This is a genomic window from Chryseobacterium takakiae, assembly GCF_900129385.1.
Taxonomy (GTDB): domain Bacteria; phylum Bacteroidota; class Bacteroidia; order Flavobacteriales; family Weeksellaceae; genus Chryseobacterium; species Chryseobacterium takakiae.
Map to the genome: position 1 here is coordinate 21,891 of NZ_FQVO01000011.1, position 26,174 is coordinate 48,064.

Here is a 26,174-nt window from a genome sequence, read left to right on the forward strand (position 1 = left end):
AGCGGAATTTTAATTTTTAAACGGAAGGATCAAACTTCGCTTTGTATTCATTCAGAAGTTCAGCAAGTGCTGTTGCGGACATTCCGTATGTGTCAGGAAACCCTCCCTGTCTACGTTTCAGTTTTTCTCCGGCAAGATTTTTATTCAGTTCAAAAACGACAAGCTTATTAAAAGCGACCCATTTGGTTCCGAAAGAATTCACCGCCTGCCAGGGAATAAAAGTCGTCCTGAAAAGATTTTTCATCTCAATTCCTTTTTCATCGATCTTAAGATAAGAGGAACCGGGAATAAGGTTGAGAAGAAAAACAATGAAACAGAGACCAAAAAACACAATATTCAGAACCGCAATAAGCATATTTCGATCCAGAAGTGAAATTCCTAAAGCAACAAATCCGATACTGATTACCAGTAAAATACTGCTTTTTATTTTTCCGGGTTTTAAAATAACGGGTAGATTTTGCATGATTCAACTATATTTAATAAAGTTATACGATTTCAATCTGGCTGCCTTTTTCCTCATCTTTAATGATATTCAGCGATACGGGGATTTTTTCCTTCAGCTCTTCTACGTGGGAAATGATACCCACAATCCTGTTTTCTTTCTGAAGATTAACAAGGGTTTCAAAAACAATATTCACTGATTCCAGATCCTGTGTCCCGAAGCCTTCATCAATAAAGAAGAAATTCTTTTCCGCTTTTGCATTGTTCTGAACACTTTCTGCCAAAGCCAGAGCCAGACTCAGTGAAACCTGGAAAGCCTGCCCGCCGGAAAGGGTTTTTACACTTCTGCTGCGACCTTCGTTGAGGTAATCAATGATTTCAAAATCATTGTTATCATTAAGTTGCAGGCTCAGCTGATTTCTTGTCATCCTGTGAAAACGTACATTCGCATGGTCACAAAGCTGCCGCAGATAAATAGATGAAACATACTGAACAAATCCGGCGCCTTTAAAGAGATTGGTCATGATTTTAAGGTTCTCAGCCCGTTTCTGAAGCTGTGATAAAAGCTTTAGAAGATTTTCTTTTTTATTAAATTCTTTTTCAAGCCTTTCAATTTCAGATTTAATTTTTACAACAGTATCATTAGCGGTTTTCACTTCTGCTTCAAGGGTGGCAAATCGGCTTTCAACCGCTGAAAACTCTTCCTGGTCAAAAGCGAAATCTTTTAATTTTTGTTCAAGCTCGGTAATGCTGTTTTTCAGCGTTTGAAACTTAATTTTAAATTCCTGGATAAGATTTTTTGCTTCCTCAACGTCAATTTTCTCTGCCAGGATTTCCAGCACTTTATGCTGGTCAAATTGCTGTTCGGATAATGCTGTTTCAATTAACAGCGTATTGCCCGCAATTTCCTGTTCCAGCTCGGAAATCCTTTTTTCAAGCTGATTGACGATAGTTTTTTGTTCGGCAAGTTTTGGTGAAATTTCTTTTTCTTCTTTTATTAATTGCTGGTAATTCTGCTCCGTTTCGCGGTTGGATTGAGAAAGCTTATGAAAAGTTTCTTCTACTTCCTGAACAGATTTTTCAGCATAATTTTTCCATTCCAGGATTTTCAGGTTAGCTTTATTGGTTTTGATCTGCTCTTCTTTTTTGGCTTCATCCAGCCGGAATTTTTCCAATGCTTTGTTGTAGCTGTCGAGGTTGTTTCTTTCCTTATCGAGGTTTTTCTGTTCCGCGCTGATTTGCTCATTCAGTTCTTCTAAATGCTTTTCAATAGTAAAAGAACGTTGTCTTTGTTCTTCAAAATCAGCTTCATTATTTACATTAAATTCTTTCCAGGTAAATTTTTTAAGATGATTTTCAATTTGAAGCTGAATCTGTTTCGTCTGATCTGCTTCGTATTTCAGCTGTTCTTCAAAAATTTTCTTTCGATCAAGAATTTTTTCCGCTTCCGATATCTGTTTCTGAATATATTCTTTCTGCTGATCCAGCTGATCCATTTGCTGCTGAATGCCATGTAATTCTGAGGTTACATCATGATATTCCACCATATTCGGATGTTCCAGAGCGCCGCAAAGCGGACAGGCTTCACCGTCGTGCAGTTCGCTGGCAAAATGAGAAAGTTTCTGCTGAACTTCCAGCTGATTTCGTTTGTCAGAAAGGATTTTTTTCTGATTTTCCAGTTCTTGAATCTGAATCCTGAAATCAACTTTAAAGGTTTCAGGATTGATCTTTAACAGCTCAAGTTCTCCGGAAATGGCAACGATTTCATATTTCTTGGCATCAGCTTTTTTGATCTGGATGTTCAGGTTTTCTTTTAATTTTTTATGTTCCAGAAACCAGTTTCCTACACTCACAAGTAATCCGGGATCAATTTTTCCGGGTTTTAAAAGTTCAGATTTTTTGGAAAGCTCTTCCATTTTTTCCTGAATCTGTTTCTGAATGATTTCCACTTCTTTTACCTTTTGAAAACCGTTTTCGGTTCTTTCCTTCAGGATTTTAATTTCATCCGAAACTTTTATCATCTGCACGATCAGACTCAGATCATTTTCCTGTATTTTCGACTGATGCAGGGCTTCATATTGAGGTTGTATCGCTGCAAGCTCCCTTTTAAGTTTTTCAAACTGAAGTTCTGTGGCTTTTACAATGGTCTGTTGGAGCTCCCTGAGCCGTATTTGTTCTTCAATCTCTTTTGCGAGCTTATTTTTTTCAGAAAATAATGGCATAAATATTCTTGATATCCGGTCATAGAGTTCTGTTTTTATTTCCAGAAGATCAACATTTTCTTTTTGCTCGGATAGCTTTTGAAAATGAGCTTTCTTCTCTTTCAATACTTCAAAATCTTCTTTTAAACTCTTCAGTCTGGAATAGGTGTTTTCCGTTTCTCTGAAACTTTTCAGGATGTCGTCAAATTTCTGCTGTTCGAGCTTTAAATTTTCCTTTTTCAATAAAATCTGCTCTTCATTTACTTCTTCAAATCCTTTCAGCTGCCCTTCCAGCTGATCCAGTTCTGAACGGTTTTTTGCATTAATAATGGAAACATTGTTTTGAAGATCAAAGCGCTGAAGCCCGAAAATCTCTTTCATCATATTCGTTCGTTCGGCAGCTCCAAGTTCCAGAAACTCTTTAAATTGTCCCTGAGGAATGATGATCGTCCTTTTAAAATTAGCATAGCTTAATCCTACAATCTGTTCAGCATTTGAGTGATCAAGCGGAATCCAGTTATTGTTTTTCCATTCATAAAATGTTACCAATGGTGTTTTTACATCTTCAAAGTTTTTAGAATTTCTTTTAAATTCACGTGTCGCACGGTATTTTTTATTTTCAGAATTGATAAAATCAAATTCAATATAAGATCGGTTTGATTTTAGATTCATCATATTGTAGGTTCGCCGGTCGCGGGCATTAAGTCTTTCCGTTTCTCCATACAACGCAAATGAAATCGCCTCCAGTATTGAAGATTTTCCCGAACCTACGGCTCCAAAAATACCGAAAAGTCCGGCCTCCGTAAGATTTTCAAAGTCTATTTTTTGACGTTCCTGATAAGAATAAATACCTTCTAAAGTAAGCTGAATCGGAATCATAGGCTAAGGATTAAGAATTTCGTTAAAAAGGTTGATAAGTTCTTCATTGGCATCCTGGCCGCCGTTTTTAGATTTAAAATAATCTCTGAACAAAGACTGGATATCCTGATTGAGATTAATATCCCGAAGCTGGTTTTCATTCAGTTCCTGATTTTTGATTTTCGGAATGAGGTGTACAATTCCTTTGTGTGACTGGTAAAGCCGTTTTCTTTCATCAGCTGTCAGAAAGGTCTCACTTTCAAGAGTAAGTTCTACAAAAGTTTCCTGGTTTGTGGTAAGCCATTCCACTGTTTTTTCGATACAGTCAAAGCTTTTTCTTTCCAGGCATTTACCGTTTTTAATCGGGATTCTTTCAAAACGGACAGTTTTGCCCGGTTCAGCTTCAACAATAGAGATATATTTGGTCTGCCCTGCCTCACTGAAGCTATAGCAAAGGGGAGAAGATGAATACACCACTGGCTTTTCTTCGGTTCCGATATTCTGAAAACGGTGCAGGTGGCCAAGCGCCGTATATTGAATCTGATGAGGAATGATATCTGAATAGATCAGGTCTGCATTTCCTATTTTAAGGGGTTTTTCGCCTTCGGGCTCATCCAGCAGAGGTTTTCCTTTTTTGTTAATGTACAGATGGGTTATAAGCAGATTTACTCCGTTTTCATCACAGAATTCAGCTGCATTTTTCTGCCAGTGCTGTGCAAGAACGTTGTTCAGTTCTGCTTCTTTTTGCTCGCCAAAATATTGTTTTAGCCTGATTTCGTTGGCATAAGGTGTATGAAGAATTCTTACCGGATAATTATGGTTTTTAAAACTAAGCTCGATAAATCCTTCTGCTGATTTTGAAATTTTAAAATCTTCCAGCTCAAAAGGAGCGATGGTGGCTTTGGGATGGCCAATAAGGATAATTCCGCATTCACGGGCCAAAGGATCGGGCGCATCAATAAGGCTTGGAGAATCATGGTTTCCTGAAATAGCAATCACAGGCCGCTTTCCATTTAACGACAATCTTTTTAATGTTTTGTAAAATAACTCAACGGCTTCCACCCCCGGGTTGAAATTATCAAACAGATCTCCGGCAATCAGAATTAAATCAACATGTTGTTCATCGGCAGTTTGTATAAGCTCTTCCATTACCAAAACCTGCTCTTCCAGCCTTGAAAAGCGGTCGAGACGTTTACCCAAATGCCAGTCGGCAGTATGCAGAATTTTCATAATGTAAATGTAAAGAAGATAAATGAAAAGTAAGAATTGTGGTATGCAACATTATTATCACTACTTTTGAAAAAACTAACAACATGAATCAAATTCTTACAATACTAGCTGTATTGTTCACTTTTCCCGTGACGGCACAGAATCCTGAAAAATTCTCAAAAGAGATTAATGAGGAGGGAATTGCCTTGTATCACAGCGAGATGACCAGCTGGAACGGGACTGATATTTTTATTGAAAACTATAAGAACCGTGAAAATATCGGAGGTTATTTTTCTTATCTGGACGAAGGAATCCCCAAATGTATTTTTTTCTCTAAAAGCCAAAAAGTAATTGGCACAATTTCATTTCCGGCGAATTACAATCCGAAAGATGCACAAATTGATCTTAGCGAAAGAGATTTTACTCCTCACGAAACCGAATATTTTACAATAAGGCAAAATGCTTTGAAAAGAATGCAGAATGATTCGATCTTTAAAATATATAAAGATACAAATCTTAATATCGTGCCTCTAATAAGGAATAAAGTTAAAAAAGTGTATGTTTTAACGGCAACTTCTGCAGGAAATGCCGTCATTTTCGGAAATGATTACCTGATCACTTTTGATAATGAGAATCAGGTGAAAAATGTTGAAAAACTACACAATAGTATGATCGTCCAAAAAATTAATGATGAAAAAATCGGTCATACAATAAGCGGAATGCACAGCCATGTTATTGACAAATGGCAGGCGATCACACCCACTGATATTTGTACACTGATGTTATACCAGAAATTTACCGGCTGGGAAAGTTACACTACGATTTCTAAAAAATTTGTCAGCATCTGGAATTCAGATAATAACCTGGTAATTATGAAAACAGAAGACTTTAAGGGTATGACTGAAAAGATGCTTAAAAATAAAAAGGGTAAATCGAAGACAGAAAAGGAAGAAGAATGAAGCAAGCATAATTTACATTTATCTAAATTTCAGGATTGCTTGTGATCAAATACCAATTTATTTCTACTTTTACAAGATGGAACAGCAATCTAAAGACCCCCTTCATGGCAAACGGCTTGATGCCATTCTTGAAGAACTTGTAGAATATTACAACGGTTTTGAAAGGCTTGGCGAGCAAATCAATATCAAATGTTTTACAGATAACCCCAGCATCAGCTCATCCCTGAAATTTCTCAGGAAAACGGCTTGGGCAAGAACAAAAGTGGAAAGCCTCTATCTTTTTATGCTGAGAGAGAAAAAAAGAAAAGAAACGAGAGGTCAGAAGTAGAATGTGAAGGATGCTTCTTTACCCGTTATTCTTCGCCCAATGAATCCAAAAACAGTATATTTGTAATGTTAATCGTGAAAATTCACGAAAAAAAGAAAAAATATGACAATCGAAAACAATCATGTTGTAGCTGTAAGTTACATCCTTCACACCATCGAAGAAGACGGTAGTAAAACTCTTGTAGAAGAGACCACAGCAGAAAATCCACTAACGTTCTTGTACGGTGTTGGAATGATGATTCCAAAATTTGAGCAGAATATTTTGGGATTACATGCTGGAGATAAAGCATCATTTGTAATTCAGCCGGAAGAAGCTTACGGTGAAAGACAGCCGGATGCCATTGCACAATTGCCGATCGATATGTTCCAGGAATCCGGAGTTCCGCCGGTTGGAGCTATTTTACCATTATCGGATAACCAGGGGAATAATTTTCAGGCGTTTGTGGTAGAAGTAACGCCGGAAGCGGTAGTAGCGGATCTTAACCATCCCATGGCCGGAAAAGTTTTAGATTTCCAGGTAGAAGTTTTGAACACGCGTCCTGCAACACAAGAAGAGCTTGCACATGGTCATGCTCACGGAGTTGACGGAAATGAAGCCCATTAAATATAAAATGTCCGATTTTTTTCGGACATTTTTTTAATAATTATCTAAGCTTTTAATTTCTGTTTCAAGTTGCTTTACTCTAAAAATTCACCGCTTACATAATACCAACGGTTCTGAATCATTTTAAAAGTTGATAATTCGTGATGAATCTGCGGCTCGTTATTTTCATCCGTATAAAAAGCTTTAAACTCTACTTTATGTAAAGAAGGCTTGTTTACAATTTCCAGCTTTGTCCAGGTATTACGCACTCCCCATTCCTGTAAGTCTTTTTTACTGTGATATTTTCTTTTGCTGGGAAGCGTTGTTTCCATTAAATACTCACCATTCGGAATAGCAAAAGCCGAAAATCTTGAACGCATTAAAGCTTCCGCTGTTGGAGCATATTTTTCTCTTGTATGATAAGGCTTACAGCATTCTTCGTAGGTTTTTCCGGAACAGCAGGGGCAATTCATTTTGTTTATTCTTTGAACACAAAATTACGCGAATATTTTACCAATTACAAAAAGTCGGATGTCAATAGAGCCGGGCTTTAGCTCGGCTAAAAAATAATCAGTTCCACTAGGCTTTAGCCAAAACTTATATAATTTTCAAAATAATTAAAAGTCAGCATTATCTGTAAAATCAGCGAGAGAAAATCTCCCAAAGAATATAGATTTAATATATTTCGTGATATTTTCAGAACATTTAAAAATATTATTATTTGAATAATCAGCGAGAGAAAAATTTTGATGAATATTTGTGCTGCTAGTGTTTAGAAATAAAAAAAAGCATCCAAAAATTGAATGCTCTTAAAAATTATTTAATAAATCCTCTGCTTCTTAATAAAGGCTTGATATCCGGATCGTGGCCCGTAAAATCTCTGAATGCCTGATTCAGGTCAACAGAATTTCCTACAGAAAGAATATACTTTCTGAATCGGTCTCCGTTTTCCCGGGTAAGTCCACCGTTATTTTTAATCCATTCCCAAGCGTCATTATCCAGTGTTTCAGACCAAAGATATGCGTAATATCCGGCAGAATAACCGCCACCCCAAATGTGCGCAAAATAAGGGGTATGATATCTTGGAGGAACTGTTGATAAAGTAAATCCGTGCTTTGCTAATGATTGTTTTTCAAAATCTAAAACAGGAATTAACTCACTTTCATTGGTTACCGTATGCCAGTCCATATCCAGTTCGGCAGCGGATACCAATTCTGTAGTCATATAACCCTGATTGAATGTGGAAGCTTTTTTTATCTTATCTACCAGAGTTTGAGGTATTGGCTGTTTTGTCTCATAATGTAAAGCATAATTTTTCAAAACCACAGGATCCAGTGCCCAGTGTTCGTTGATCTGTGAAGGAAATTCCACAAAATCTCTCGGTACATTGGTTCCTGAAAGAGAAGGATATTTCTGGCTGGCAAACATTCCGTGAATAGAGTGTCCGAATTCATGGAAAATCGTTGAAACATCATCAAAGCTGATTAATGAAGGTTTTCCCGGAGCCGGCTTCTGGTAATTGTAGCAGTTTACAATAACAGGTTTCGTGCCTAGTAAATAAGACTGTTCAACAAAGTTGCTCATCCATGCGCCTCCGTTTTTAGAATCCCTTGTATAGAAATCAAGATAGTAGATCGCAATAGATTTACCGTCGTGATCAAAAACCTCATAGGTTACTACATCCGGATGATAAACCGGCAGGTCTGTTCTCTTTTTGAAAGTCAGTCCGTAGAACTTTTCGGCAGCGAAGAAAACTCCTTTTTCCAGAACTGTTGTGATTTCAAAATAAGGCTTGATTTCACTTTCATCCAAATCAAATTTTGCTTTTCGTACCTGCTCGGCATAGTAGTTCCAGTCCCAAGGTTCTACTTCAAATCCACCGTTTTGCTGATTGATAAGATCCTGAATGTCTTTTGCTTCACGTTTTGCAGTTTCCACGGCAGGTGTTGCAATCTGGTTCATTAATTTCGTGGCAGCTTCAGGAGTTTTTGCCATCTGATCCTGCAATTTCCATTCTGCGAAGCTCTTTTTGCCTAAAATCTGTGCTTTTTTCAGTCTTAGTTTTGCTAATTTTTCAATCGTTTCTCTCGTATCATTTCCGTCACCTTTTTCTGCTCTCGTCCAGGATGCTTTGAACAGTTTTTCTCTTGTAGCCCTGTTTTTCAGGTTTTGCAAAAGAGGCTGTTGGGTTGTATTCTGTAAAGCTAAAAGATACTGGCCTTCTTTTCCTGCATTTTTAGCATCGGTAGCGGCAGCCGCAATCTCATCGGCAGAAAGTCCGTCAAGTTCCTTTGCATCCGTAAAGAAAACACCGCCCTGTTTTCTGGCTTCCAGCAATTTATTAGAAAACTGAGTAGATAAAGAAGCTAATTCCTGATTGATCTGTTTTAATTTTTCCTTATCTGCTGCGGAAAGATTAGCTCCGGCAATTTCAAAATTTTGTTTATAGTACTGTAAAAGTCTTTTGCTTTCAGAATCAAGTCCGTTTTCCGAAATGGCTTTTATTCTTTTATAAAGTTTTTCATTCAGATACATTTTATCGGAATGTGCCGCAAAAATCGGTGCGTATTCTTCATCCAGAGCCTGCAATGTAGGATTGGTGTTGGCACTGGTAAGATTGGAGAAAACAATCACGGCTCTTTTCAGCACTTCACCGCTTTTTTCCAGGGCTACTAATGTGTTTTCAAAAGTTGAAGCTTCAGGATTATTGGCGATTTTCAGAATTTCAGCATCATGTTGCTTTAGTCCGAAATCAAATGCGGGTTTAAAATGTTCATCTTTAATTTTGTCAAATTCCGGTGCCTCATACTGAAGTTTGCTTTTCTTCATAAAGGGATTAGACGACAGGGAAGCGTCCGGGGTGGGAACTTCCGTTTGAGTTTCAGTGCTTTTCATTGTAGTACAGGATTGATTAAATGCTAACGCAGAAATTAATAATACTGATGAAATCTTCTTCATAATGATTTATTAATAATGCCTAAAGATATTAAATCTTCCGTTAAAAGTGCAGGATTTTATATCTTATGATTAAAGAATCAGCGCTTTTCCGAATCCGGAAAAGCGCTGTGGTATTGCATTGAAAAAATTAAATGAGTTCTAAATCTGCTTGGGTGTATGAACTGTTGATGTTGCTTTACGGGAAAGCAGCACCGCAACAATTTCAAAAGCTCCCAAAATAACATGCGGAAGGTAAATCCGGTCACTGAATCCGAACAGCCATGGGGAAACCATCAGCAAAAATCCCGCTACAAAATCTATTGTAAGATGAATTTTATAGGGAATTACTTTTGCAATAGAATACTCATAGTTTGTCAGAATACTGTACAATAGTGTAGAAACACCAATAAGCACAGGAGTTACGGTTGCTGCGCTGTCATCAGCGAATCCTAAAATCCATGGTGCGGCAATTAATATGATGCCTACAAGATAATCCAGAATAGCGTGTGTTTTTGATGAAATCATAATATTATATTTTGTAATGTGTGGAAACTATAGTCCAATACATGTACCATTGAGTCTGTAAATGTGGTATAAATTATTGATTTTTAGCGTTTTTTATTGTGTGTCAATAGAAAAAAAATATTTGAAGATTGAGTATTATGATTCTGATCGTATAATATTTAAAAGAGATGTAATATTTTTTATAAATTAGGTGTCTATAAATAAGATAATCATAAAAACCATTGAGTATGAAATCAACAAAACTTATTATTTTTTCAGCTTTTGTAGTATTGGCATCTTGTGATGGCAACAAAGAAAAGAAGCAGAATGACGGTGAAGGGAGCTGGGTGAAAAATGTAGTGAATACCGATCACGGACCTGTAAGAGAAAAACAGGTAACAGGTAATTTTGACGAGATTGAAGTTTCACAGGCCATAGAGGCAGAAATTATAAAATCTGATGTGGAGAAGGTCGTTATTTCCGCCCCTGAAAATATCATTGATGATGTGTTGGTTGATATCAGCGGTGGTGAACTTCATATTCATTATAAAAAGGGAATCAGGGTGATGAATAACCATAATGTTACTGCAAAAATTTATGCTAAAGATTTTACGAAATTAGAAGCTAATTCTGCGGCAGGCATAGTGGTTAAAGATAAATTCGTTCAGGAAAAAACAAGTATTGAAGTATCTAGTGCAGGATCAGTGAGCGGAAATCTTGAAGCCAATGATTTTGATATTTCTGCCGGAAGCAGCAGCCGTTTTTCAGGTAAAATATGGGCAGTGGATCTTGATATTGATGCCTCTTCGGGAGCCAGTATGGATCTTTCAGGAAAAGCTAAAAACGCAGAAGTCTCTTCATCATCAGGAAGCAGCATTTCTGCCAAAAATCTTGTTGCAGATAACTTAAAAGCGGAAGCCTCAAGCGGAGCGAGTATTGATATCAGTGCTGCATCATCCATTAATGCGGAAGCTTCTTCGGGAGGGAGTATAGATGTTTCTAAGAAAGGAAATGTAACTTCTGTAACGAAACAGGAAAATAGCGGTGGAAGCGTAAGTATTCATTAATTATTTTCATTATCGTCTTCATCATTAGACGAATCTTCCCATTGATTATTCTCAAAATTAAGATTGTCATAAGCCAATAATTCCTCCTCTCTCTGGAGGATTTCTTTTGTGGTAAAAAGATGAATTTCATCATCTTCCTCAGCCTTGGCAAGTTTTCTGATGGATTCTTTATCAATAGCCATAAATCTTTGCCCGAGACGTCTTGCGGCATATTTACGCATTCCTGTTTCGTGGAGTACGTCCACTGCCATATCAACGGCTGTACCCAAGGTTTCACGATAAATATTATTGATACCGTTATTTAAAAAGTCATATGCATCAATTCTGTTTTTAGCTCTTACAAATATTTTTACGTGAGGATAATTTTCGCGGACTATTTCAGCAACAAATTTATTGTCATCCGGATCATCCAGACAGAGAACCAGTATTTCTGCATCTTCAATTCCTGCAGCGCGTAAAGTGGGAATTTTAGTAGCATCACCATAATATACCTTAAAACCGTAGCTCCTTAATAATTTAACACGGTCAGAATCTCTGTCTAAAACCGTTGCAGAAATTTTATTGGCCTTCAGAAGTCTTCCTACCGTGCTTCCAAAATGCCCGAATCCTACAATAATAATTTTCTTTTGGCGAGGATTGCTTTCCAGAATATTAAAATCGTTATCAGAATCAGGAACTTCTTTGATAAAACGTGGAGTGATCAGTCTGTCATTAATAATCAACAGAAAAGGAGTGATACACATCGTAATGGCAGTAACCGCCATCATTTGTGCATTAAGTTCAGGCCCAAAAAGATAAAGATTGGAAGCATAGTTGATCAATACAAAAGCAAATTCTCCTACCTGTGAAAGCGCAAAAGCATAAAACAGACTTTGAGGGGTATCAATTTTAAAAAATCTCCCGATAAAAAATAGAACAATAAATTTAATGATCAATACCGCAAAAACAGTACTGAAAATAAAAATGGGATCATCCTGAATGACATTAAAATTCATTGTTGAGCCTACACTCACAAAAAAAACAGCAAGCAGCAATCCTTTAAACGGATCAATATGGGCCTCAAGCTCATGCCGGAATTCGCTGTTGGCCAGCATCACACCCGCAAGAAAAGCTCCCAAAGCGGGCGATAAGCCAATGGCAACCATTAATTCCGAAACTCCTATGACCAGAAATAGGGAAGAAGCCGTTAAAAGTTCCGTCATTCCGGATTTTGAAACATATCTTAAAAAAGGTACAAAGACATATCTTCCCAGCAAGATTAATATCACCACGCCTAAAATTACGGTTGCAAACTGCATCCATTCCGGAAGGGTCTGAATGAGTACCTGAATTTCATTATCCTGATGTCTTGCCTTGTAATGTGCGATCAGCGGCAATATCGCCAGAATAGGAATTACCGCAATATCCTGGAATAAAAGTGTGGAAAACGAAGCCTCACCTGCCAATGTTTTTAAATTATTTTTTTCCTGTAAGGTCTGTAAAACAATCGCTGTGGAAGAAAGAGCGAAACACATGGCGATAGCGATTGATTTGTCTAAAGGCCATCCAACCATTATGAAAACCAGGAAAAGCAACGAAATGGTAAGAAGCATCTGAGTAAGCCCCAGCCCGATAATTTTCTTCCGCATGTCCCAGAATTTTTTTGGCTCAAGCTCCAATCCGACTAGAAAAAGCAGCATTACCACCCCAAATTCACTGGCGTGCATGATGTCATCCACATCTCTTCCGGTGAGTTTTAATGCGTAAGGGCCGATGATAATTCCGCCTGCAATATAGCCAATCACAGAACTTAGTCCGAATTTCCTTGCCAGGGGAACCATAATAATGGCAACGCCCAGGAATAAGAGGGTATTCATGGCTAGGCTTGTCTCCATAGTTTATTGATTAAGAAGTTCTGAAAATTCCTGTTTATGGGTTATGATTTCTTTTTTTGAAAGCTTACTGGCCTCGTAAACGATTTTAATACTTTTAATATTAGCTTTAAAGACATTTAACGAAACGATGAGCCCGCTGATTAATTCTTCAACAGTGAATTTGTAGGTTCCGTTTCTGTGGAATGATCTTTCTTTTCCGCCGGTAGTGACCAGGATATAAACTTCCTTTCCCTCAAGAGGATTATAATTTCCTTCTTTGAGCCAGTCGCGGTCAAATACCTCATCAATCCAGAGTTTCAGCAGAGGAGGCATTCCAAACCAGATCAGGGGAAACTGAAAAATAAAACGTTCATAGTTTTTTATTCTTTTTCTTTCCCTGAATGCGGCAATATGAAAATCCGGATATTCTTCGTAAAGGTCTCTTAAGGTAAAATGCTGGTGGCGAACATAGAAATTGATGAGCTCTGCATTCGAGTTGGAGTGCTCTAAATAAGGATGTGCAAAAACTACCAACGTCTTCTTCATAAACCTGTTTTAGGTAAATATAATGAAAAAAATCTGTTTTTAAAACAGATTTAGAAGGATGTTATTAATTTTTAATACAGTTTTTCATTATTAATTAAGGAATACTTAATAATAATTTATTAATTATATGAAATTTTCCCATATGGTTATGGAAAGAAAAGAGTATAGAAATTATTGTAAATGATTTAATTGAAATTAAAATAATCGAATCTACCATCCACCGGAAGCGCCCCCGCCTCCGAAGCTTCCGCCCCCGCCAAATCCGCCAAATCCTCCGCCCCCGCCAGAACTTCCGCCACCAAAACCTCCACCCCCGAAGCTGCCCGGGAAAGGAAAGAACCCGCCGGAATAATTTCGTCGGCCTCTTCTCGAAAGGATAACATCGTCGTCATCATCATTTCCACCGCCTCTGTTTCCGAAAAGGATGGCAAAAATAATGAAGATGACAAAAGCTATAATGATAATTTTAATAAGACCTCCGTTTTCGTTCTTCTGATTCTTTTTTAAAGGTTTGAATTTTCCCTGCACGGCTTCCATAATTGCAGAAGTTCCGCGGTCAATTCCTTCAAACCATTCACCCTGCTTAAAATGCGGGGTTACGATATAATCAAGAATCTGTCCTGCAACAGAAGCTGTTAAATATTGCTCAACTGCCCGTCCCTGCTGGATAGACATGGTGTGGTCTTCGGTTGCAATTAAAAAAACAACACCATTGTCAACATCTTTCTGCCCGATTCCCCATTTTTCACCAAATTGGGTAGCCAGGAAATTGGCATCTTCGCCTTTTGTTGATTTGATAATAACTACCTCAATTTCCGTAGAAGTAGAATCTGAAAAGGCAATCAGTTTTTTATTAAGGTCGTTTTTTTCCTGTTCGGAAAGAAGATTGGCTTCATCAAAAACAGGATATAAAACCGCCGGCTTGTCCGGAATAGAATATTGTGCTGATACAAATGTGTAAAAGCATAAAAGTAGAAATGAAAATACTATTTTAAGAGAAGGTAATTTCATTAGACAGCTCATTGGGGTTTTCTCCTGTTACAGGAAAATGTTTTTTGAGTTCAAGACCGGTTTCCAGAATGGCACTTTTCAGTGCCTTGTAATAATTTCCTTTGGCAAATTCAGAAGTCATGAAATCATGCAGATGATCCCAGTAAGATTGATGTACTTTTTCATGAATACCGGTGTCACCGATAATGGTAAGGTACTTTTGTTCAAAATTAACATGGAAAAGCACGGCATTTCTTTCGGCAGTTTTTGCCATGCACAATTCTTCAAAGACCTTGAATGCGGTTTTAGCATTGTCAGTGTCCGTATTGGAATCAATATGTACACGGATTTCGCCGGTAGAATGTTCTTCTGCCGACTGAATAGCCTCCACGAGGGAAGCTATCTGCTGATTGGTTAGGAAATTTCTGGCCATTATTCAGTGAATACTTCAGGTGCTTTTTCTGCGCCTGCCGCAGCTTTGAAATAAGGTTTTTCTTTAAAGTTGGTAAAGTTTGCCAAAATATTATTCGGGAACTTTTTAATGGTTGTATTATAATCCTGAGCTGCCTGATTGTAGTATACCGTTTCTGTACGGATGCTGTTTTCAATGGCAGTGTATTCTCTCTGGAAATTAATGTATTGCTGGTCTGCTTTTAAATTCGGATAGGATTCCACAACAGCCATCAATCTGCTTAATGCTCCGGATAATTCACCCTGTGCAGCCTGGAATCTTGCCAAATCCTGCTCTGTCATATTCGTAGGATCGATGTTGATGGAGGTTGCTTTTGAACGGGCCTCAACCACTTTTGTTAATGTTTCCTGCTCAAATTTGGAATAAGATTTTACGGTTCTTTCAAGATTGGGAATCAGGTTGGCTCTTTTCTGATAAACCGTTTCTATATTAGACCATTTGGTATTTACGTTCTGTTCTTTCGTTACAAAATTATTGTAGCCGCTTTTTCCCCAGAAGAATAAAACTGCAACGATAATCAGAAGAGCAATGCCGATGGTTCCGGCGCTCAGACAGCCTCTGTTTTTCATAGTTTAATTTTTTAATATTTTTTGTGCTGATCAAATATACAAATTATGTGCTAATTTTGTAAAAAATAATTTTAATGACAACAATAGTCGTGGCAATGGGAGTAAAGAATGAAATTGGTTTTGAAAATCAGTTACTTTGGCATCTCCCAAAAGATTTAAAACACTTTAAAGAGATCACTTCCGGACATCCGGTGATTATGGGAAGAAAAACATATGAAAGCATCGGAAAACCTCTTCCCAATCGTACGAATATTGTTGTGTCTAGAAAGAACGACTGGTTTGAAGAAGGGATTCTGATTGTGGGAAGTATAAAGGAAGCCGTAAAATTTGCCAAGAAAATTGATGAGGAAATTTTCATCATCGGCGGTGGTAAAATTTATGAACAGACAATGGATATGGTTGATAAGCTTGAAGTAACTTTAGTAAAAGCTGATCTTGAAGCAGATACTTTCTTTCCAAAGATCGATTCTAAGATCTGGAAAAAAACAGATGAAATCTGCCACGAAAAAGATGAAAAGAATCAATATGATTTTTGCTTTCAAACGTATGAGAAAATTAAGAGTGAATAATCAAAGAGTTAGAAGTTGTGGAAATTCTCGTTTCCAACTTCTAGTTTCTAACCTCTAATTTTTCTATCTTTGCACTTTTAAAATTTAATAATGAATAAATACATAAAGTTCGTAATCTCTGCGATAATTATTGCAATAGCAGTTTATCTGATGATGAATAGAAATATCGGATGGGGAATTGTTTTGGTTATTCTATCTGCTATTCCGATTCTGCTTTTCTTTAAAAATGAATATATTCTTCTTGCTTTCTGGCAGCTGAGAAAACAGAATATGGAAAAGGCGGCAGACTGGCTGAAAAATATCACGAATTACCAGACACAGCTTCACAAATCTCAGTATGGTTATTTTCATTACCTTACCGGATTAACACAAGCACAAGATCATCCGACAAAGGTAGAACCTCTCATGAAAAAAGCATTAGAGTACGGTCTTAATATGAAGCATGACCGTGCAATGGCTACGTTAAATCTTGCCGCTGCTGCGATTTCAAAAGGAAGAAAACAGGAAGGACAAAAATTACTTGATGAGGCGAAACGGCTGGACAGCGCCGGAATGATGACCGATCAGATCAAAATGATGAAAGAACAGCTGAAAATGCCGACTATGCAGAAACACATGCATAATCCTAATATGAGAAACAGAGGGAAATTCTTTTAAAGAAAATTAAATAAAAAAATGAAAGCATCTAATTTTTTGGATGCTTTTGTTTTATACAAGGTAATTTAATATTTAATCTCTTATTATTAAAATTAATTTTACATCTCAGAATTATTTTCATACCCATAAAATTTCGGGATCTGCCAGTGGTATTTCACGGCTAACGTTCTGATGGAAACAATCAGTAAAATAGTGAAAATCTGAATGATGGTATATGATAAAGTGGTAAACTTGGTCAGTAATAAAAATGCAGAACCTCCCACGATACAGGCCGTTGCATAGATTTCTTTTCTGAAAATCAAAGGGATTCTATTGAGTAGAATATCCCGGATAATACCTCCGAAACATCCGGTAATAGTTCCTAATCCAATACAGATTAAAGGATGAATATCTGCATGAAGTCCTTTCTGAACGCCGATAATCGTAAACAAGCCCAGTCCGAAACTATCGAAAATAAATAACGTTACCCTAAAGTTTTTTTCAAAAGATTTAAAAACCATGGTGAAAATGCTGGTCAGGATGATTAAAGCACATGTTAAAAGATCATGCATCCAGAATACCGGGATATCCAGTAATAAATCTCTTACCGTTCCTCCACCCACTGAAGTTACAAATGCAATGATCAGTACCCCGAACGGATCGAGCCGTTTCTGCATCGCCGCAAAACTTCCCGACATCGAAAAAGATATCGTTCCCAGGACTTCTATGGCAAAATTGAACTGTTCGTGCATATTCATGAATGATAAAAGATGATTGATTATTGATTTTTTTGAATATTGTATCAGTCATCAATCATCATTTATCAATTATTTTATTTTTTCTCAACTCTCACCGAGTCCGGAACCAGCAGCTCATATTCTCCGCCGTGGTTGATGATTTCCCTCACAATGCTGCTGCTGATGAAGGATTTTCCTGATGAGGTTAATAAAAATACAGTTTCCAGTTTTTTGTGGGCTAAAGTTCTGTTGGTATGAGCAATCGCTTTTTCGAATTCAAAATCGGCAGGATTCCTCAATCCTCGGATAATGTATTGAGCATTTTTTTCAAAACAGTAATCTACAGTGAGGCCTTCGAAATAATCAACCTCTACATTCGGAAATTCGGCAACGGAATTTTGAATGAACTCCATTCTTTTTTCCAGAGGAAACATATATTTCTTTTGGGAATTCTGCCCGATGGCAATGATTAATTTATCAAAAAGCGGCGCTGCCCGTTCTATGATATCGTAATGTCCTAAAGTAATAGGGTCAAATGAACCCGGGAAAACAGCAATTTTCATGCGTAAAATAGTTTTGAGTTTTAGGTTTCGGATTAAGGTTTTACAAACCGTTTACCGCTCACCTCTAATATCTAACTTCTTATTTATTTTTATTTAATGCTTTTTGAACTTCATTTCCGCAAAGGTCTGCGATAGAAATTCCGTAAATTTTAGCCTGTTGCGGAAGAATGCTTGCAGGAGAAAAGCCTGGATTGGTATTCATTTCCAGCATGTAGGGAATTCCGTCCATCAGAATGTATTCACTTCGTGAAAAACCGCTCATTCCAAGAGAATTGTACGCTCTTTTTGCAATCTCTTCTACGCGGATTCTCGTTTCATCATCAATTCTTGCAGGAGTAATTTCTTCCGATGCTCCTTCATACTTAGCTTCGTAATCGAAAAATTCATTTTTCGGAACAATTTCGGTGATGCCCAGGACAATGGCTTCTCCTTTATAATCGACAACGCCTACGGATACTTCCATTCCGTCAAGGAAACTTTCAATTAAAATTTCATCATCTTCCTTAAAAGCGACTTCCGTTGCAGCAATAAGTTCTGATTTCTCTTTTACTTTTGAAATTCCCAATGAAGATCCCGACTGGTTCGGTTTAACAAAAACAGGGAGTCCAAGATTTTCTATAATTTCATCTGGATTGATTTCTTCGCCTTTCCTTAGATAAACACTTTTAGCAGAAGGGATACCGTATTTTGAAAGTACGGCCAACGTGTCTTTTTTATTGAAAGTAAGGGCACTCTGGTAAAAATCGCAGCCTGTATATTTCTGTCCGATAGCATCCCAGTATGCCTGAAGAATTCCGTTTTCACCCGGTGTGCCGTGAATAATGTTGAAACAGACATCAAATTTCAACGATGTATTGTTATCTGTTGTTACAGAAAAATCACCTTTGTTGATCTGGAATTTCCGGTTATTTTCATCTAAAAAATACCATTCATCCCGAAGAACAACTACTTTATATACATCATAGAGATTTCTGTCCAGGGAATCATAGATCAGTTGTCCGCTCTTGAGTGATACAACGTATTCCTCAGAATAGCCTCCCATCACTACAGCAACACTTTTTTTGCTCATATTCTTAAAGTATCAATTAGGGCAAATTTAATGATTTTATATCATGCAATTTTGGAAATTCTTAAATTTTGAAAACGAAAATGCTCAAGGTAAATCGAAGCACATTCTAAAATATTAATTATATTTGCTGTCTAATTATAGTATTTTTAGTATGCTTAAATCACTTTTCAATTGGAAAGTTTTACTGAACTTAGTTGTTGCCATCGGTGTTTTCGTGGGATTGGTTTGGCTTACATTCCGTTGGCTGGAGTATCACACCAATCACGGTCAGGAAATTCCCGTTCCCAATATTGTCAATAAATCGGTACAGGAAGCAATCAAAATATTGGACGATTCAGGGTTGGATTATGAAGTGGACAGTTTTAAATATGATCCCAAATACAGACCGTTCCAGGTATTGCAGGTGTATCCTGCGCCCGGATCCCGTGTAAAAGACGGAAGAGCAATTCAGCTGAAAGTGAATCCGAGAACCTGGGCCAGAGTGGAAGTTCCTGATGTCATTAATAAATATTCAGGTCTTGCATTCCAGAGATTGGAACAGGTAGGATTAAAAGTTGGAGATACTATTTTTGAACCAAGCATTCAGAAAGATGCAGTGTTAAGAATATTGTACAAAGGAACGGCTGTTAAACCTAAAACCAAACTTCCAAGATTTTCTGTGGTGGATGTTGTGATCGGTTCAGGGCCGCTGAGAAATATAACTATTCCTAATGTTGTGGGACTTACGGTAAAAGAAGCAAGAGCGGTGATCGCCAGAAGTATGTTTGAAGTGGGTCTTGTAGAGCATGAAGACGGCAGTAAAGACGAATCGGATATTATCTATTATCAGGATCCTGCTGCAGGAGATGTGAGAGATCAGGGAATGCAGATGGATCTTTGGGCAAGTAAAAGAACTCCGGCTGAACTGAGAGCAAAAATAGAAGAGTTGAATTCTATTTATAGAATGAAGGTAGATACAGGTTTGCCGCCTATTCAGTATCAGGAAATGCCTGTTTACCAAGAGCAGACTGATGTTCCGCCTCCGCCGTCAACAACACCTAAAAGAGAAACTCCCACGCCTTCTGCTGAGGTTCAGAAAACAAATACTCAGAAACCTGCGGCAAAGACTACTACTTCCTCGGTAAATGATCCATCAAAGCCGAAAACTCCGTCTTCCACTACCACTGGAACCAATACGGCTAATAAACCTGCTGCAACTACACAGAAACCTTCAGAAAAGCCGAAAGCTAAAAAAATAGTTGTAGAATAACAACAAATTTTCATAAAAATACAGGCTTCAACTTTCACTATGTTGAAGCCTTTTGTATAAAAAATAGAACAATGGCAGAAGATAACGAAGATTTTTTCGATGAAGAATTATCAGACCAGAACAGTATCGACAATATTGATATTGATGAGGAAAATAAAGGACTTTATGAACACCTTAATATTACGGTGGATAAAAGTCAGGAACCTCTGAGAATCGATAAATTCCTATTGATCTTCCGGCAAAATTCGTCAAGAAATAAAATTTCCCAAACCTGCAGGGCCGGAAACGTTATCGTAAACGGCGTTGCTGTAAAACAGAATTACCGTGTAAAGCCAGGCGATCAGATTTCCGTGCTGCTGGCGCATCCGCCAAGGGAGAATTTTATTATTCCGCAGAATATTCCCATCAATATCGTATACGAAGATGATGATCTGATCGTTGTAGATAAAGATCCCGGAATGGTGGTGCACCCCGGATTCGGAAACTGGGACGGAACTTTGGTGAATGCTTTAGCGTATCATTTTGAACAGAATGGAGAAAAATCCGATCTCGACAGGGTAGGGCTGGTCCACAGGATTGATAAAGATACGTCCGGATTACTGGTTATTGCAAAAAATGAATATGCGTTGAGCTTTTTAGCAAAACAATTCTTCGACAGAAAAACCAAAAGATTATATTGGGCTTTCGTCTGGGGAAATGTACAGGATGATGAAGGCACGATAAGAGGTCATATCGGCCGCCACCCGAAAAACAGAATGCAGATGCATACCTATGAAGACGGAAGCCAGGGAAAACATGCCGTGACGCATTACAAAGTTCTGGAAAGATTCAGATATATGACCTGGGTAGAATGTAAACTGGAAACAGGAAGGACCCACCAGATCAGAGCGCACTTCAAACATATTGGGCATACCTTATTTAATGATGAACGATATGAAGGACATACACCTCTCCGTGGTGTGAATCTTCCTAAGTATAAGCAGTTTATAAAAAATGTATTTGAAATTCTGCCCAGACATGCGCTCCATGCCCATACTTTAGGTTTTATACATCCCACTACAAAAAAGGAATTATATTTTGAAAGCCCAATGCCGAAAGATATGGCGGATGCTGTAAAAAAATGGAGAAATTATTTAGAAAACTAAAAATATATTGAGAATTTTTTTATATTTGTTGAATTGAAATCAAGATTTGTTATGAGAAAACTATATGCTATCGTATGTTTAGCTCTTTTGTCAAATGCATACAAAGCACAAGAAACATTACCATACTATCAACAATACCTTTTGGATGGTGAGTTTCTGTTCAACCCAGCACAATACGGAAAAACAGACTATGTGCAACTTAATCTTAACTATCAGCAGCAATTTTCGAAGTTCAGTGAGTCTCCTAATGTACAATCCGTGGGGATCAACGCGAACATCTTTGATAGAGTAGGAGCAGGTTTATCTGTATTCAGAGACAGTAATGGTCCTATTTCTGCAGGAGGTATTACGGCTGGTGCTTCATATTTTATTCCTCTTAGCAGCGAAGGAGACAGAAAAGACCAATTCTCTTTCGGTACAAGCGTAAGCTTCTACAACATGAATTTTGATTATTCAAAAATTAATACACAGGATGCTTCAGATCCTTTATTACAGGGAAGTGAAAGCAACATTTTTATGGCTTATGCAAATTTCGGGGTAGCGGCAACGTACAGAAATATCTTTGCAGCAGTTTCCGTGAATGATATTGCCCTTACCAACGACGAAGCGATTGTTAACGGACGTGAGCCTTCTCCAATTAAATTCTTTTTAAATTTAGGATATGACTGGCATGTAGGTGATAATATCTATTTCACTCCTTCAGCTTTAATCAACCTTAATACAAACTCTACAAGAACGATTGATTACAATTTGATGGCAACGTTCTTTAATGATATCAATGCATTCTCTTTCGGGGTAAACTACAGATCTGTTCAGAACAGATTCGACAGCCAGCAATTGCAGATTGCGCCGGTAGTGAAAGTACGATTCAACAAATTTATGATTGGTGCAACTTACAACATCGGATTGTCTGATATCCAGGAATATGGAGGAAACAGCTTCATGCTTGGAGTTGGATACAACTTCGATAACTTTATTAACCACAGAGGTTATAGATATTAATTGATTTAATTTAAATAAATTTGAGCTCTGAATTTTTCAGAGCTTTTTTTATGATCTATATTCACATTCCCTTTTGCAAACAGAAATGCAGCTACTGCAATTTTCATTTTTCAACATCTTTGAATTTTAAAGATGAAATGCTGGCTGCGATGAAGAAGGAAATCCTCCTCAGGAAGGATGAATTGCAAAATAAAACCCTTCAGTCTCTCTATTTTGGAGGCGGAACCCCTTCCATACTTTCACCGGATGAAATAAAATCTCTAATTGATGAGGTTGTAAAACATTTTAATTTTGAAAACGATATTGAAATAACGCTGGAAGCCAATCCCGATGATCTGGATAAAAGCTTTCTGAAAGGGCTCTCTGATTCTCCGATAAACCGCTTGTCTATCGGCACGCAGAGTTTTTTTGAAGCAGACTTACAACTGATGAACCGTGCACATAGCTCCTCCGAAGCAGAGGACTCGATTAAAAGATCCCAAGATTTCGGATTTGAGAATTTAAGTATTGATTTAATCTACGGTTCGCCAACTTCCAATATGGAAATCTGGAAACAAAATTTAAATAAAACGATTGCGCTGGAAGTTCCGCATATTTCTTCTTATGCTTTAACAGTAGAACCCAAAACAGCGTTGGGAAACTGGATTTCAAAGGGGAAAATAATCAGCCCGAAAGAGGAAGAACAGAATCAGGAATTCTATTATTTATCTGATTTTCTTAAAGATAAAGGGTTTCAACATTACGAAGTCTCCAATTTTGCAAAACCCGGATTTTACTCAAGGCACAATTCCGCATACTGGAAATATAAAGAGTATTTGGGAATTGGGCCTTCGGCACACTCTTACAACGGATTTAATGTCCGAAGCTGGAATGTTGCCAACAATCAGCAATACGTTAAAAAATTAAGTTCCGGTCTTTTGGCAAAAGAGCAAGAAATTCTTTCACAGAAGGATCAGTTTAACGAAATGATGATGATCGGTTTGCGGACAACCTGGGGTGTTGATCTCAATGGTCTGAATGAAAAATTCAACGGTGAAATAATGGAATATTTCTATAACGAAATTAAATCAAAGCTTGAAGAAGGTATTTTGGTCATTGAAGAAAATCATTTAAAAATACCTGAAAGACATTGGTTTATGGCAGACGGAATTGCTGCGGATTTGTTTATGGTTTAGATAGAAGGTTTGAACCGGGCGACAGAAGAATGGTTTGTAAAAAACTTCCGGCTTCCGGCTTCAGGCATCCAACAATTTCACTATTTTTGTATAAAATTTCAGTTCAATTTTGAAAACGAAAAAGCAAGATTACGCTCATCTTTCATCCAAACAGCCGATTGGTATTTTTGACAGCGGAGTTGGAGGTTTAACGGTTGCTAAAGAAATTAAGAGGCTTCTCCCTCATGAAGATCTTATTTATTTTGGCGACACCAAACATCTTCCTTACGGTGAAAAATCCAGGGAAGCCATCATTGAATATTCTACAAAGATCACCAATTTTTTGCTGGAGCAGAACTGTAAAGCAATAGTGATTGCCTGCAATACCGCCACGGCAAATGCTTTGAACGAAGTCATGCAGTCAGTGGCAGGAAAAGTTCCGGTAATTGACGTGATCAATCCTGTTGCAGAAAAAGTTTCGTACGAAATTCATAATAATGTGGGAGTAATTGCAACGAAAGCAACAGTGAATTCGGGCTTATATAAAAAAAGCATCAGAAAACACAATAAGTGGATTAAAGTGGATGAACTGGCTACACCGCTATTGGTTCCTGCCATTGAAGAAGGCTTTAAAAACCATCCGATTACCCACGCGATTATTTATAATTACCTGAGCAACAGTAAGCTGAAAAATATCGAGACCTTAATTTTAGGATGTACTCATTATCCTCTTCTTATTGACGAAATCAAACAGTATTACGGAAACCGTGTCCGTGTGATTGATTCTCCAAATATAGTAGCCAATCATCTGAAAAGTATTCTGGATAAATATCATCTGCTGAATGATCAGAACCCGAATCCGAACTATCATTTTTACCTTTCGGATCTAACTAAAAACTTCGAGAAAATTTCAAAGAAATTTTTTGGCAAAACCATCGATCTTGAATTAAAAGTGTTGTAAATAAAAGCTGTTTCTACCGGAAACAGCTTTATCTTTTTCGGCTGGTTGATTCTAACCATGCACTTTGTCACCCCGTAAAGATCCAAACGAAGCATACGCAAACGGATTCCTACGGGATAACAAAAGGTCTATATACTACTGAGTAAACTATAATAGCCCCGATTGCAATGAAAATCCTTTTTTGCAAAAAAAGATTGTAATGGAAAGCGAGAAAAGCTCCTGAAAAATTAGGTTTATTAATGTCTATAATTAAATTCTTAATTTGTAATCTTCTTTTCGGCGTATGTACCGCTTGGTTTTGTTGTTTTTAGATCATTCTCCGATGGTTACAGCAAACAAACTTTCGTATTTTCATTAGCATCATGCGATCTAATGAATTATTTTACTGGCATTTCGAAATACAATAAGTCTCCGCAGAAAAAATTGAGTGTTAGCTTTATAAGCCTTCTTGATAAAAATACATAATAGATTTATGAATATTGATATTGCATCATAAATTATTTATATGACAATAATTTGTATATTATTGTTTAAATTTTTAAAATAATTGAATTTAATTCATATAATTAAATATTTTATTGTGATATTAATAAAAATTGTATATTTGGTGCTTTAACTTTTAAACAACAAATTATGGTGCAAAAATTACTTTTTCGAAAAACAAACTTAAAAATCTTCACGAAACTCACATGTGTTTTCTTGATAGTTTCATTTTTTCAGCTATTTAAGGCGCAGATCGTCTACAAGGATATTATCCCTGATTTTACAATTACGATGTATTCAAATGGTGGTGCATATAATGATATTATTCCAATAGACTTTAATAGTGATGGAACTAAAGAATACGATTTCCGATGGGAAGATTGGGGGCCGCCGGGAAATGAATGGTTTATGCATATGACCTTCGGAGGACCTAACAATCAAATGGCATTAAAAGGAACGGCAGTTACTGCTTTTGGAGGTAAAATACTTGTACCTCTACAGGCTAACCAGACAATAGATGCTAGTTTAACTTGGGGAAACTCCTATCCCGAACCGTTTGTTGGCGAAAGTACTACAGATGCTAATTTTCGTGGATTAGGAGATCGCTATATTGGTGTAAGATTTAAGATTGGAACCAATACATACTATGGTTGGGTCTTGGTAAATTTCTCCAATACAAGAGTGCTTACAGTAAAATCTTATGCCTATAACTCTACTCCCAATCAGTCGATATTGGCAGGTCAGAAAACTTTACTAGGAACAAATGAAGTGCAAGAGTCTAAAAACGAGAGTCTTATATTCCCAAATCCGGCTATATCAGAAGTTACACTTCCTGAAAAAAGTTCATTCGTAACCTTTTATGATGTTTCCGGGAAAAAAATTATGGACGCTCATGTTGGTGATCATAAAAAAGTAAATATTTCTACATTAGAAGATGGAACGTACATTCTAAGTATCAAAACAAAAGATAAAAAAACAGTTTCTGCAAAGCTGATTAAGAATTCAAATCCATAAAAAGCTAATTTTGTTTTTTATAAACAGAGTGGAAGCTAATGTCTCCACTCTGTTTAATTATATCATCTTAACAGAA

26 protein-coding genes are annotated in these 26,174 nt (G+C 37.2%); 12 read left to right on the plus strand and 14 right to left on the minus strand.

Features of this window, described 5'->3' with window-relative positions; genetic code table 11:
• Nucleotides 1–16: 16 nt before the first annotated feature.
• Genes BUA76_RS14085 through BUA76_RS14095 form a run of 3 tightly spaced genes read right to left on the minus strand, consistent with a single transcriptional unit; the run spans nucleotide 17 to nucleotide 4,730 of the window.
• The gene (locus BUA76_RS14085) at nucleotides 17–463 is read right to left on the minus strand and encodes a PH domain-containing protein (protein WP_072885438.1); all 447 of its coding nucleotides are present in this window, start codon (nucleotides 461–463) and stop codon (nucleotides 17–19) included.
• A gap of 22 nt (nucleotides 464–485) precedes the next feature.
• Nucleotides 486–3,521, minus strand: a complete 3,036-nt coding sequence (locus BUA76_RS14090; RefSeq protein ID WP_072885439.1) for an AAA family ATPase — start codon at nucleotides 3,519–3,521, stop codon at nucleotides 486–488.
• 3 nt (nucleotides 3,522–3,524) lie between these two features.
• On the minus strand, nucleotides 3,525–4,730 hold the full coding sequence (locus tag BUA76_RS14095) for a metallophosphoesterase family protein (protein WP_072885440.1): 1,206 nt from the start codon (nucleotides 4,728–4,730) through the stop codon (nucleotides 3,525–3,527).
• A gap of 83 nt (nucleotides 4,731–4,813) precedes the next feature.
• Between BUA76_RS14095 and BUA76_RS14100 the strand changes: the two genes are divergently transcribed.
• The 3 genes from BUA76_RS14100 to BUA76_RS14110 all read left to right on the plus strand — a co-directional run bounded on the left by BUA76_RS14100 (nucleotide 4,814) and on the right by BUA76_RS14110 (nucleotide 6,599).
• A complete protein-coding gene (locus tag BUA76_RS14100) occupies nucleotides 4,814–5,668 on the plus strand; it encodes a hypothetical protein (RefSeq protein WP_072885441.1) in 855 nt (284 codons plus the stop codon).
• A 76-nt stretch (nucleotides 5,669–5,744) separates the two neighbouring features.
• The gene (locus BUA76_RS14105) at nucleotides 5,745–5,996 is read left to right on the plus strand and encodes a VF530 family protein (protein ID WP_072885442.1); all 252 of its coding nucleotides are present in this window, start codon (nucleotides 5,745–5,747) and stop codon (nucleotides 5,994–5,996) included.
• Between the two features lie 102 nt (nucleotides 5,997–6,098).
• On the plus strand, nucleotides 6,099–6,599 hold the full coding sequence (locus BUA76_RS14110) for an FKBP-type peptidyl-prolyl cis-trans isomerase (RefSeq protein WP_072885443.1): 501 nt from the start codon (nucleotides 6,099–6,101) through the stop codon (nucleotides 6,597–6,599).
• Between the two features lie 74 nt (nucleotides 6,600–6,673).
• Here BUA76_RS14110 and BUA76_RS14115 read toward each other — a convergent pair whose 3' ends face one another.
• From BUA76_RS14115 to BUA76_RS14125, 3 genes are all read right to left on the minus strand, one after another.
• Entirely contained in the window at nucleotides 6,674–7,051 is a 378-nt protein-coding gene (locus BUA76_RS14115; protein WP_072885444.1) for a YchJ family protein, read from the minus strand.
• A 343-nt stretch (nucleotides 7,052–7,394) separates the two neighbouring features.
• A complete protein-coding gene (locus BUA76_RS14120; RefSeq protein WP_072885445.1) occupies nucleotides 7,395–9,536 on the minus strand; it encodes a M3 family metallopeptidase in 2,142 nt (713 codons plus the stop codon).
• Nucleotides 9,537–9,674: 138 nt separating this feature from the next.
• On the minus strand, nucleotides 9,675–10,040 hold the full coding sequence (locus tag BUA76_RS14125) for an SPW repeat protein (RefSeq protein ID WP_072885446.1): 366 nt from the start codon (nucleotides 10,038–10,040) through the stop codon (nucleotides 9,675–9,677).
• A gap of 227 nt (nucleotides 10,041–10,267) precedes the next feature.
• Between BUA76_RS14125 and BUA76_RS14130 the strand changes: the two genes are divergently transcribed.
• Nucleotides 10,268–11,086 (plus strand): head GIN domain-containing protein, encoded by an 819-nt coding sequence (locus BUA76_RS14130; protein WP_072885447.1) that lies wholly within the window; start codon nucleotides 10,268–10,270, stop codon nucleotides 11,084–11,086.
• On the opposite strand, the gene BUA76_RS14135 is transcribed toward BUA76_RS14130, so the two are convergent.
• From BUA76_RS14135 to BUA76_RS14155, 5 genes are all read right to left on the minus strand, one after another.
• The gene (locus BUA76_RS14135) at nucleotides 11,083–12,960 is read right to left on the minus strand and encodes a monovalent cation:proton antiporter-2 (CPA2) family protein (RefSeq protein ID WP_072885448.1); all 1,878 of its coding nucleotides are present in this window, start codon (nucleotides 12,958–12,960) and stop codon (nucleotides 11,083–11,085) included. The two genes, BUA76_RS14130 and BUA76_RS14135, sit on opposite strands and share 4 nt — an antisense overlap.
• A gap of 3 nt (nucleotides 12,961–12,963) precedes the next feature.
• On the minus strand, nucleotides 12,964–13,485 hold the full coding sequence (locus BUA76_RS14140; RefSeq protein WP_072885449.1) for an NAD(P)H-dependent oxidoreductase: 522 nt from the start codon (nucleotides 13,483–13,485) through the stop codon (nucleotides 12,964–12,966).
• A gap of 210 nt (nucleotides 13,486–13,695) precedes the next feature.
• A complete protein-coding gene (locus BUA76_RS14145) occupies nucleotides 13,696–14,496 on the minus strand; it encodes a TPM domain-containing protein (protein WP_072885450.1) in 801 nt (266 codons plus the stop codon).
• The gene (locus BUA76_RS14150) at nucleotides 14,477–14,908 is read right to left on the minus strand and encodes a TPM domain-containing protein (protein ID WP_072885451.1); all 432 of its coding nucleotides are present in this window, start codon (nucleotides 14,906–14,908) and stop codon (nucleotides 14,477–14,479) included. Before BUA76_RS14150 ends, BUA76_RS14145 begins: the two co-directional genes overlap by 20 nt.
• Nucleotides 14,908–15,516 (minus strand): LemA family protein, encoded by a 609-nt coding sequence (locus tag BUA76_RS14155; RefSeq protein ID WP_072885452.1) that lies wholly within the window; start codon nucleotides 15,514–15,516, stop codon nucleotides 14,908–14,910. Before BUA76_RS14155 ends, BUA76_RS14150 begins: the two co-directional genes overlap by 1 nt.
• A 74-nt stretch (nucleotides 15,517–15,590) precedes the next feature.
• Here BUA76_RS14155 and BUA76_RS14160 point away from each other — a divergent pair, with 74 nt between their 5' ends.
• Nucleotides 15,591–16,085 carry a dihydrofolate reductase gene (locus tag BUA76_RS14160; protein ID WP_072885453.1) on the plus strand — a complete coding sequence of 165 codons (495 nt, stop codon included), beginning with the start codon at nucleotides 15,591–15,593 and terminating at the stop codon, nucleotides 16,083–16,085.
• A 90-nt stretch (nucleotides 16,086–16,175) separates the two neighbouring features.
• The gene (locus tag BUA76_RS14165; protein WP_072885454.1) at nucleotides 16,176–16,742 is read left to right on the plus strand and encodes a hypothetical protein; all 567 of its coding nucleotides are present in this window, start codon (nucleotides 16,176–16,178) and stop codon (nucleotides 16,740–16,742) included.
• A 98-nt stretch (nucleotides 16,743–16,840) separates the two neighbouring features.
• Here BUA76_RS14165 and BUA76_RS14170 read toward each other — a convergent pair whose 3' ends face one another.
• The 3 genes from BUA76_RS14170 to BUA76_RS14180 all read right to left on the minus strand — a co-directional run bounded on the left by BUA76_RS14170 (nucleotide 16,841) and on the right by BUA76_RS14180 (nucleotide 19,090).
• Complete coding sequence (locus BUA76_RS14170) at nucleotides 16,841–17,473, minus strand: trimeric intracellular cation channel family protein (RefSeq protein WP_072885555.1); 633 nt, start codon at nucleotides 17,471–17,473, stop codon at nucleotides 16,841–16,843.
• An 80-nt stretch (nucleotides 17,474–17,553) separates the two neighbouring features.
• Nucleotides 17,554–18,021, minus strand: a complete 468-nt coding sequence (coaD, locus tag BUA76_RS14175; protein ID WP_072885455.1) for a pantetheine-phosphate adenylyltransferase — start codon at nucleotides 18,019–18,021, stop codon at nucleotides 17,554–17,556.
• A 79-nt stretch (nucleotides 18,022–18,100) separates the two neighbouring features.
• Nucleotides 18,101–19,090 carry a D-alanine--D-alanine ligase gene (locus BUA76_RS14180; RefSeq protein ID WP_072885456.1) on the minus strand — a complete coding sequence of 330 codons (990 nt, stop codon included), beginning with the start codon at nucleotides 19,088–19,090 and terminating at the stop codon, nucleotides 18,101–18,103.
• Nucleotides 19,091–19,241: 151 nt separating this feature from the next.
• On the opposite strand from BUA76_RS14180, the gene BUA76_RS14185 reads away from it, so the two are divergent.
• From BUA76_RS14185 to BUA76_RS14210, 6 genes are all read left to right on the plus strand, one after another.
• Nucleotides 19,242–20,339: a PASTA domain-containing protein gene (locus BUA76_RS14185; protein ID WP_072885457.1), complete on the plus strand. Its 1,098-nt coding sequence runs from the start codon at nucleotides 19,242–19,244 to the stop codon at nucleotides 20,337–20,339.
• Between the two features lie 71 nt (nucleotides 20,340–20,410).
• Nucleotides 20,411–21,484, plus strand: coding sequence for an RluA family pseudouridine synthase (locus BUA76_RS14190; RefSeq protein ID WP_072885458.1), 1,074 nt, complete (start codon nucleotides 20,411–20,413; stop codon nucleotides 21,482–21,484).
• Nucleotides 21,485–21,535: 51 nt separating this feature from the next.
• Nucleotides 21,536–22,486 (plus strand): PorP/SprF family type IX secretion system membrane protein, encoded by a 951-nt coding sequence (locus BUA76_RS14195; protein ID WP_072885459.1) that lies wholly within the window; start codon nucleotides 21,536–21,538, stop codon nucleotides 22,484–22,486.
• Between the two features lie 50 nt (nucleotides 22,487–22,536).
• The gene (gene hemW / locus BUA76_RS14200) at nucleotides 22,537–23,661 is read left to right on the plus strand and encodes a radical SAM family heme chaperone HemW (RefSeq protein ID WP_072885460.1); all 1,125 of its coding nucleotides are present in this window, start codon (nucleotides 22,537–22,539) and stop codon (nucleotides 23,659–23,661) included.
• 109 nt (nucleotides 23,662–23,770) lie between these two features.
• Entirely contained in the window at nucleotides 23,771–24,601 is an 831-nt protein-coding gene (murI, locus tag BUA76_RS14205) for a glutamate racemase (protein ID WP_072885461.1), read from the plus strand.
• 699 nt (nucleotides 24,602–25,300) lie between these two features.
• A complete protein-coding gene (locus BUA76_RS14210; protein ID WP_178337341.1) occupies nucleotides 25,301–26,098 on the plus strand; it encodes a T9SS type A sorting domain-containing protein in 798 nt (265 codons plus the stop codon).
• Nucleotides 26,099–26,174: the final 76 nt, after the last annotated feature.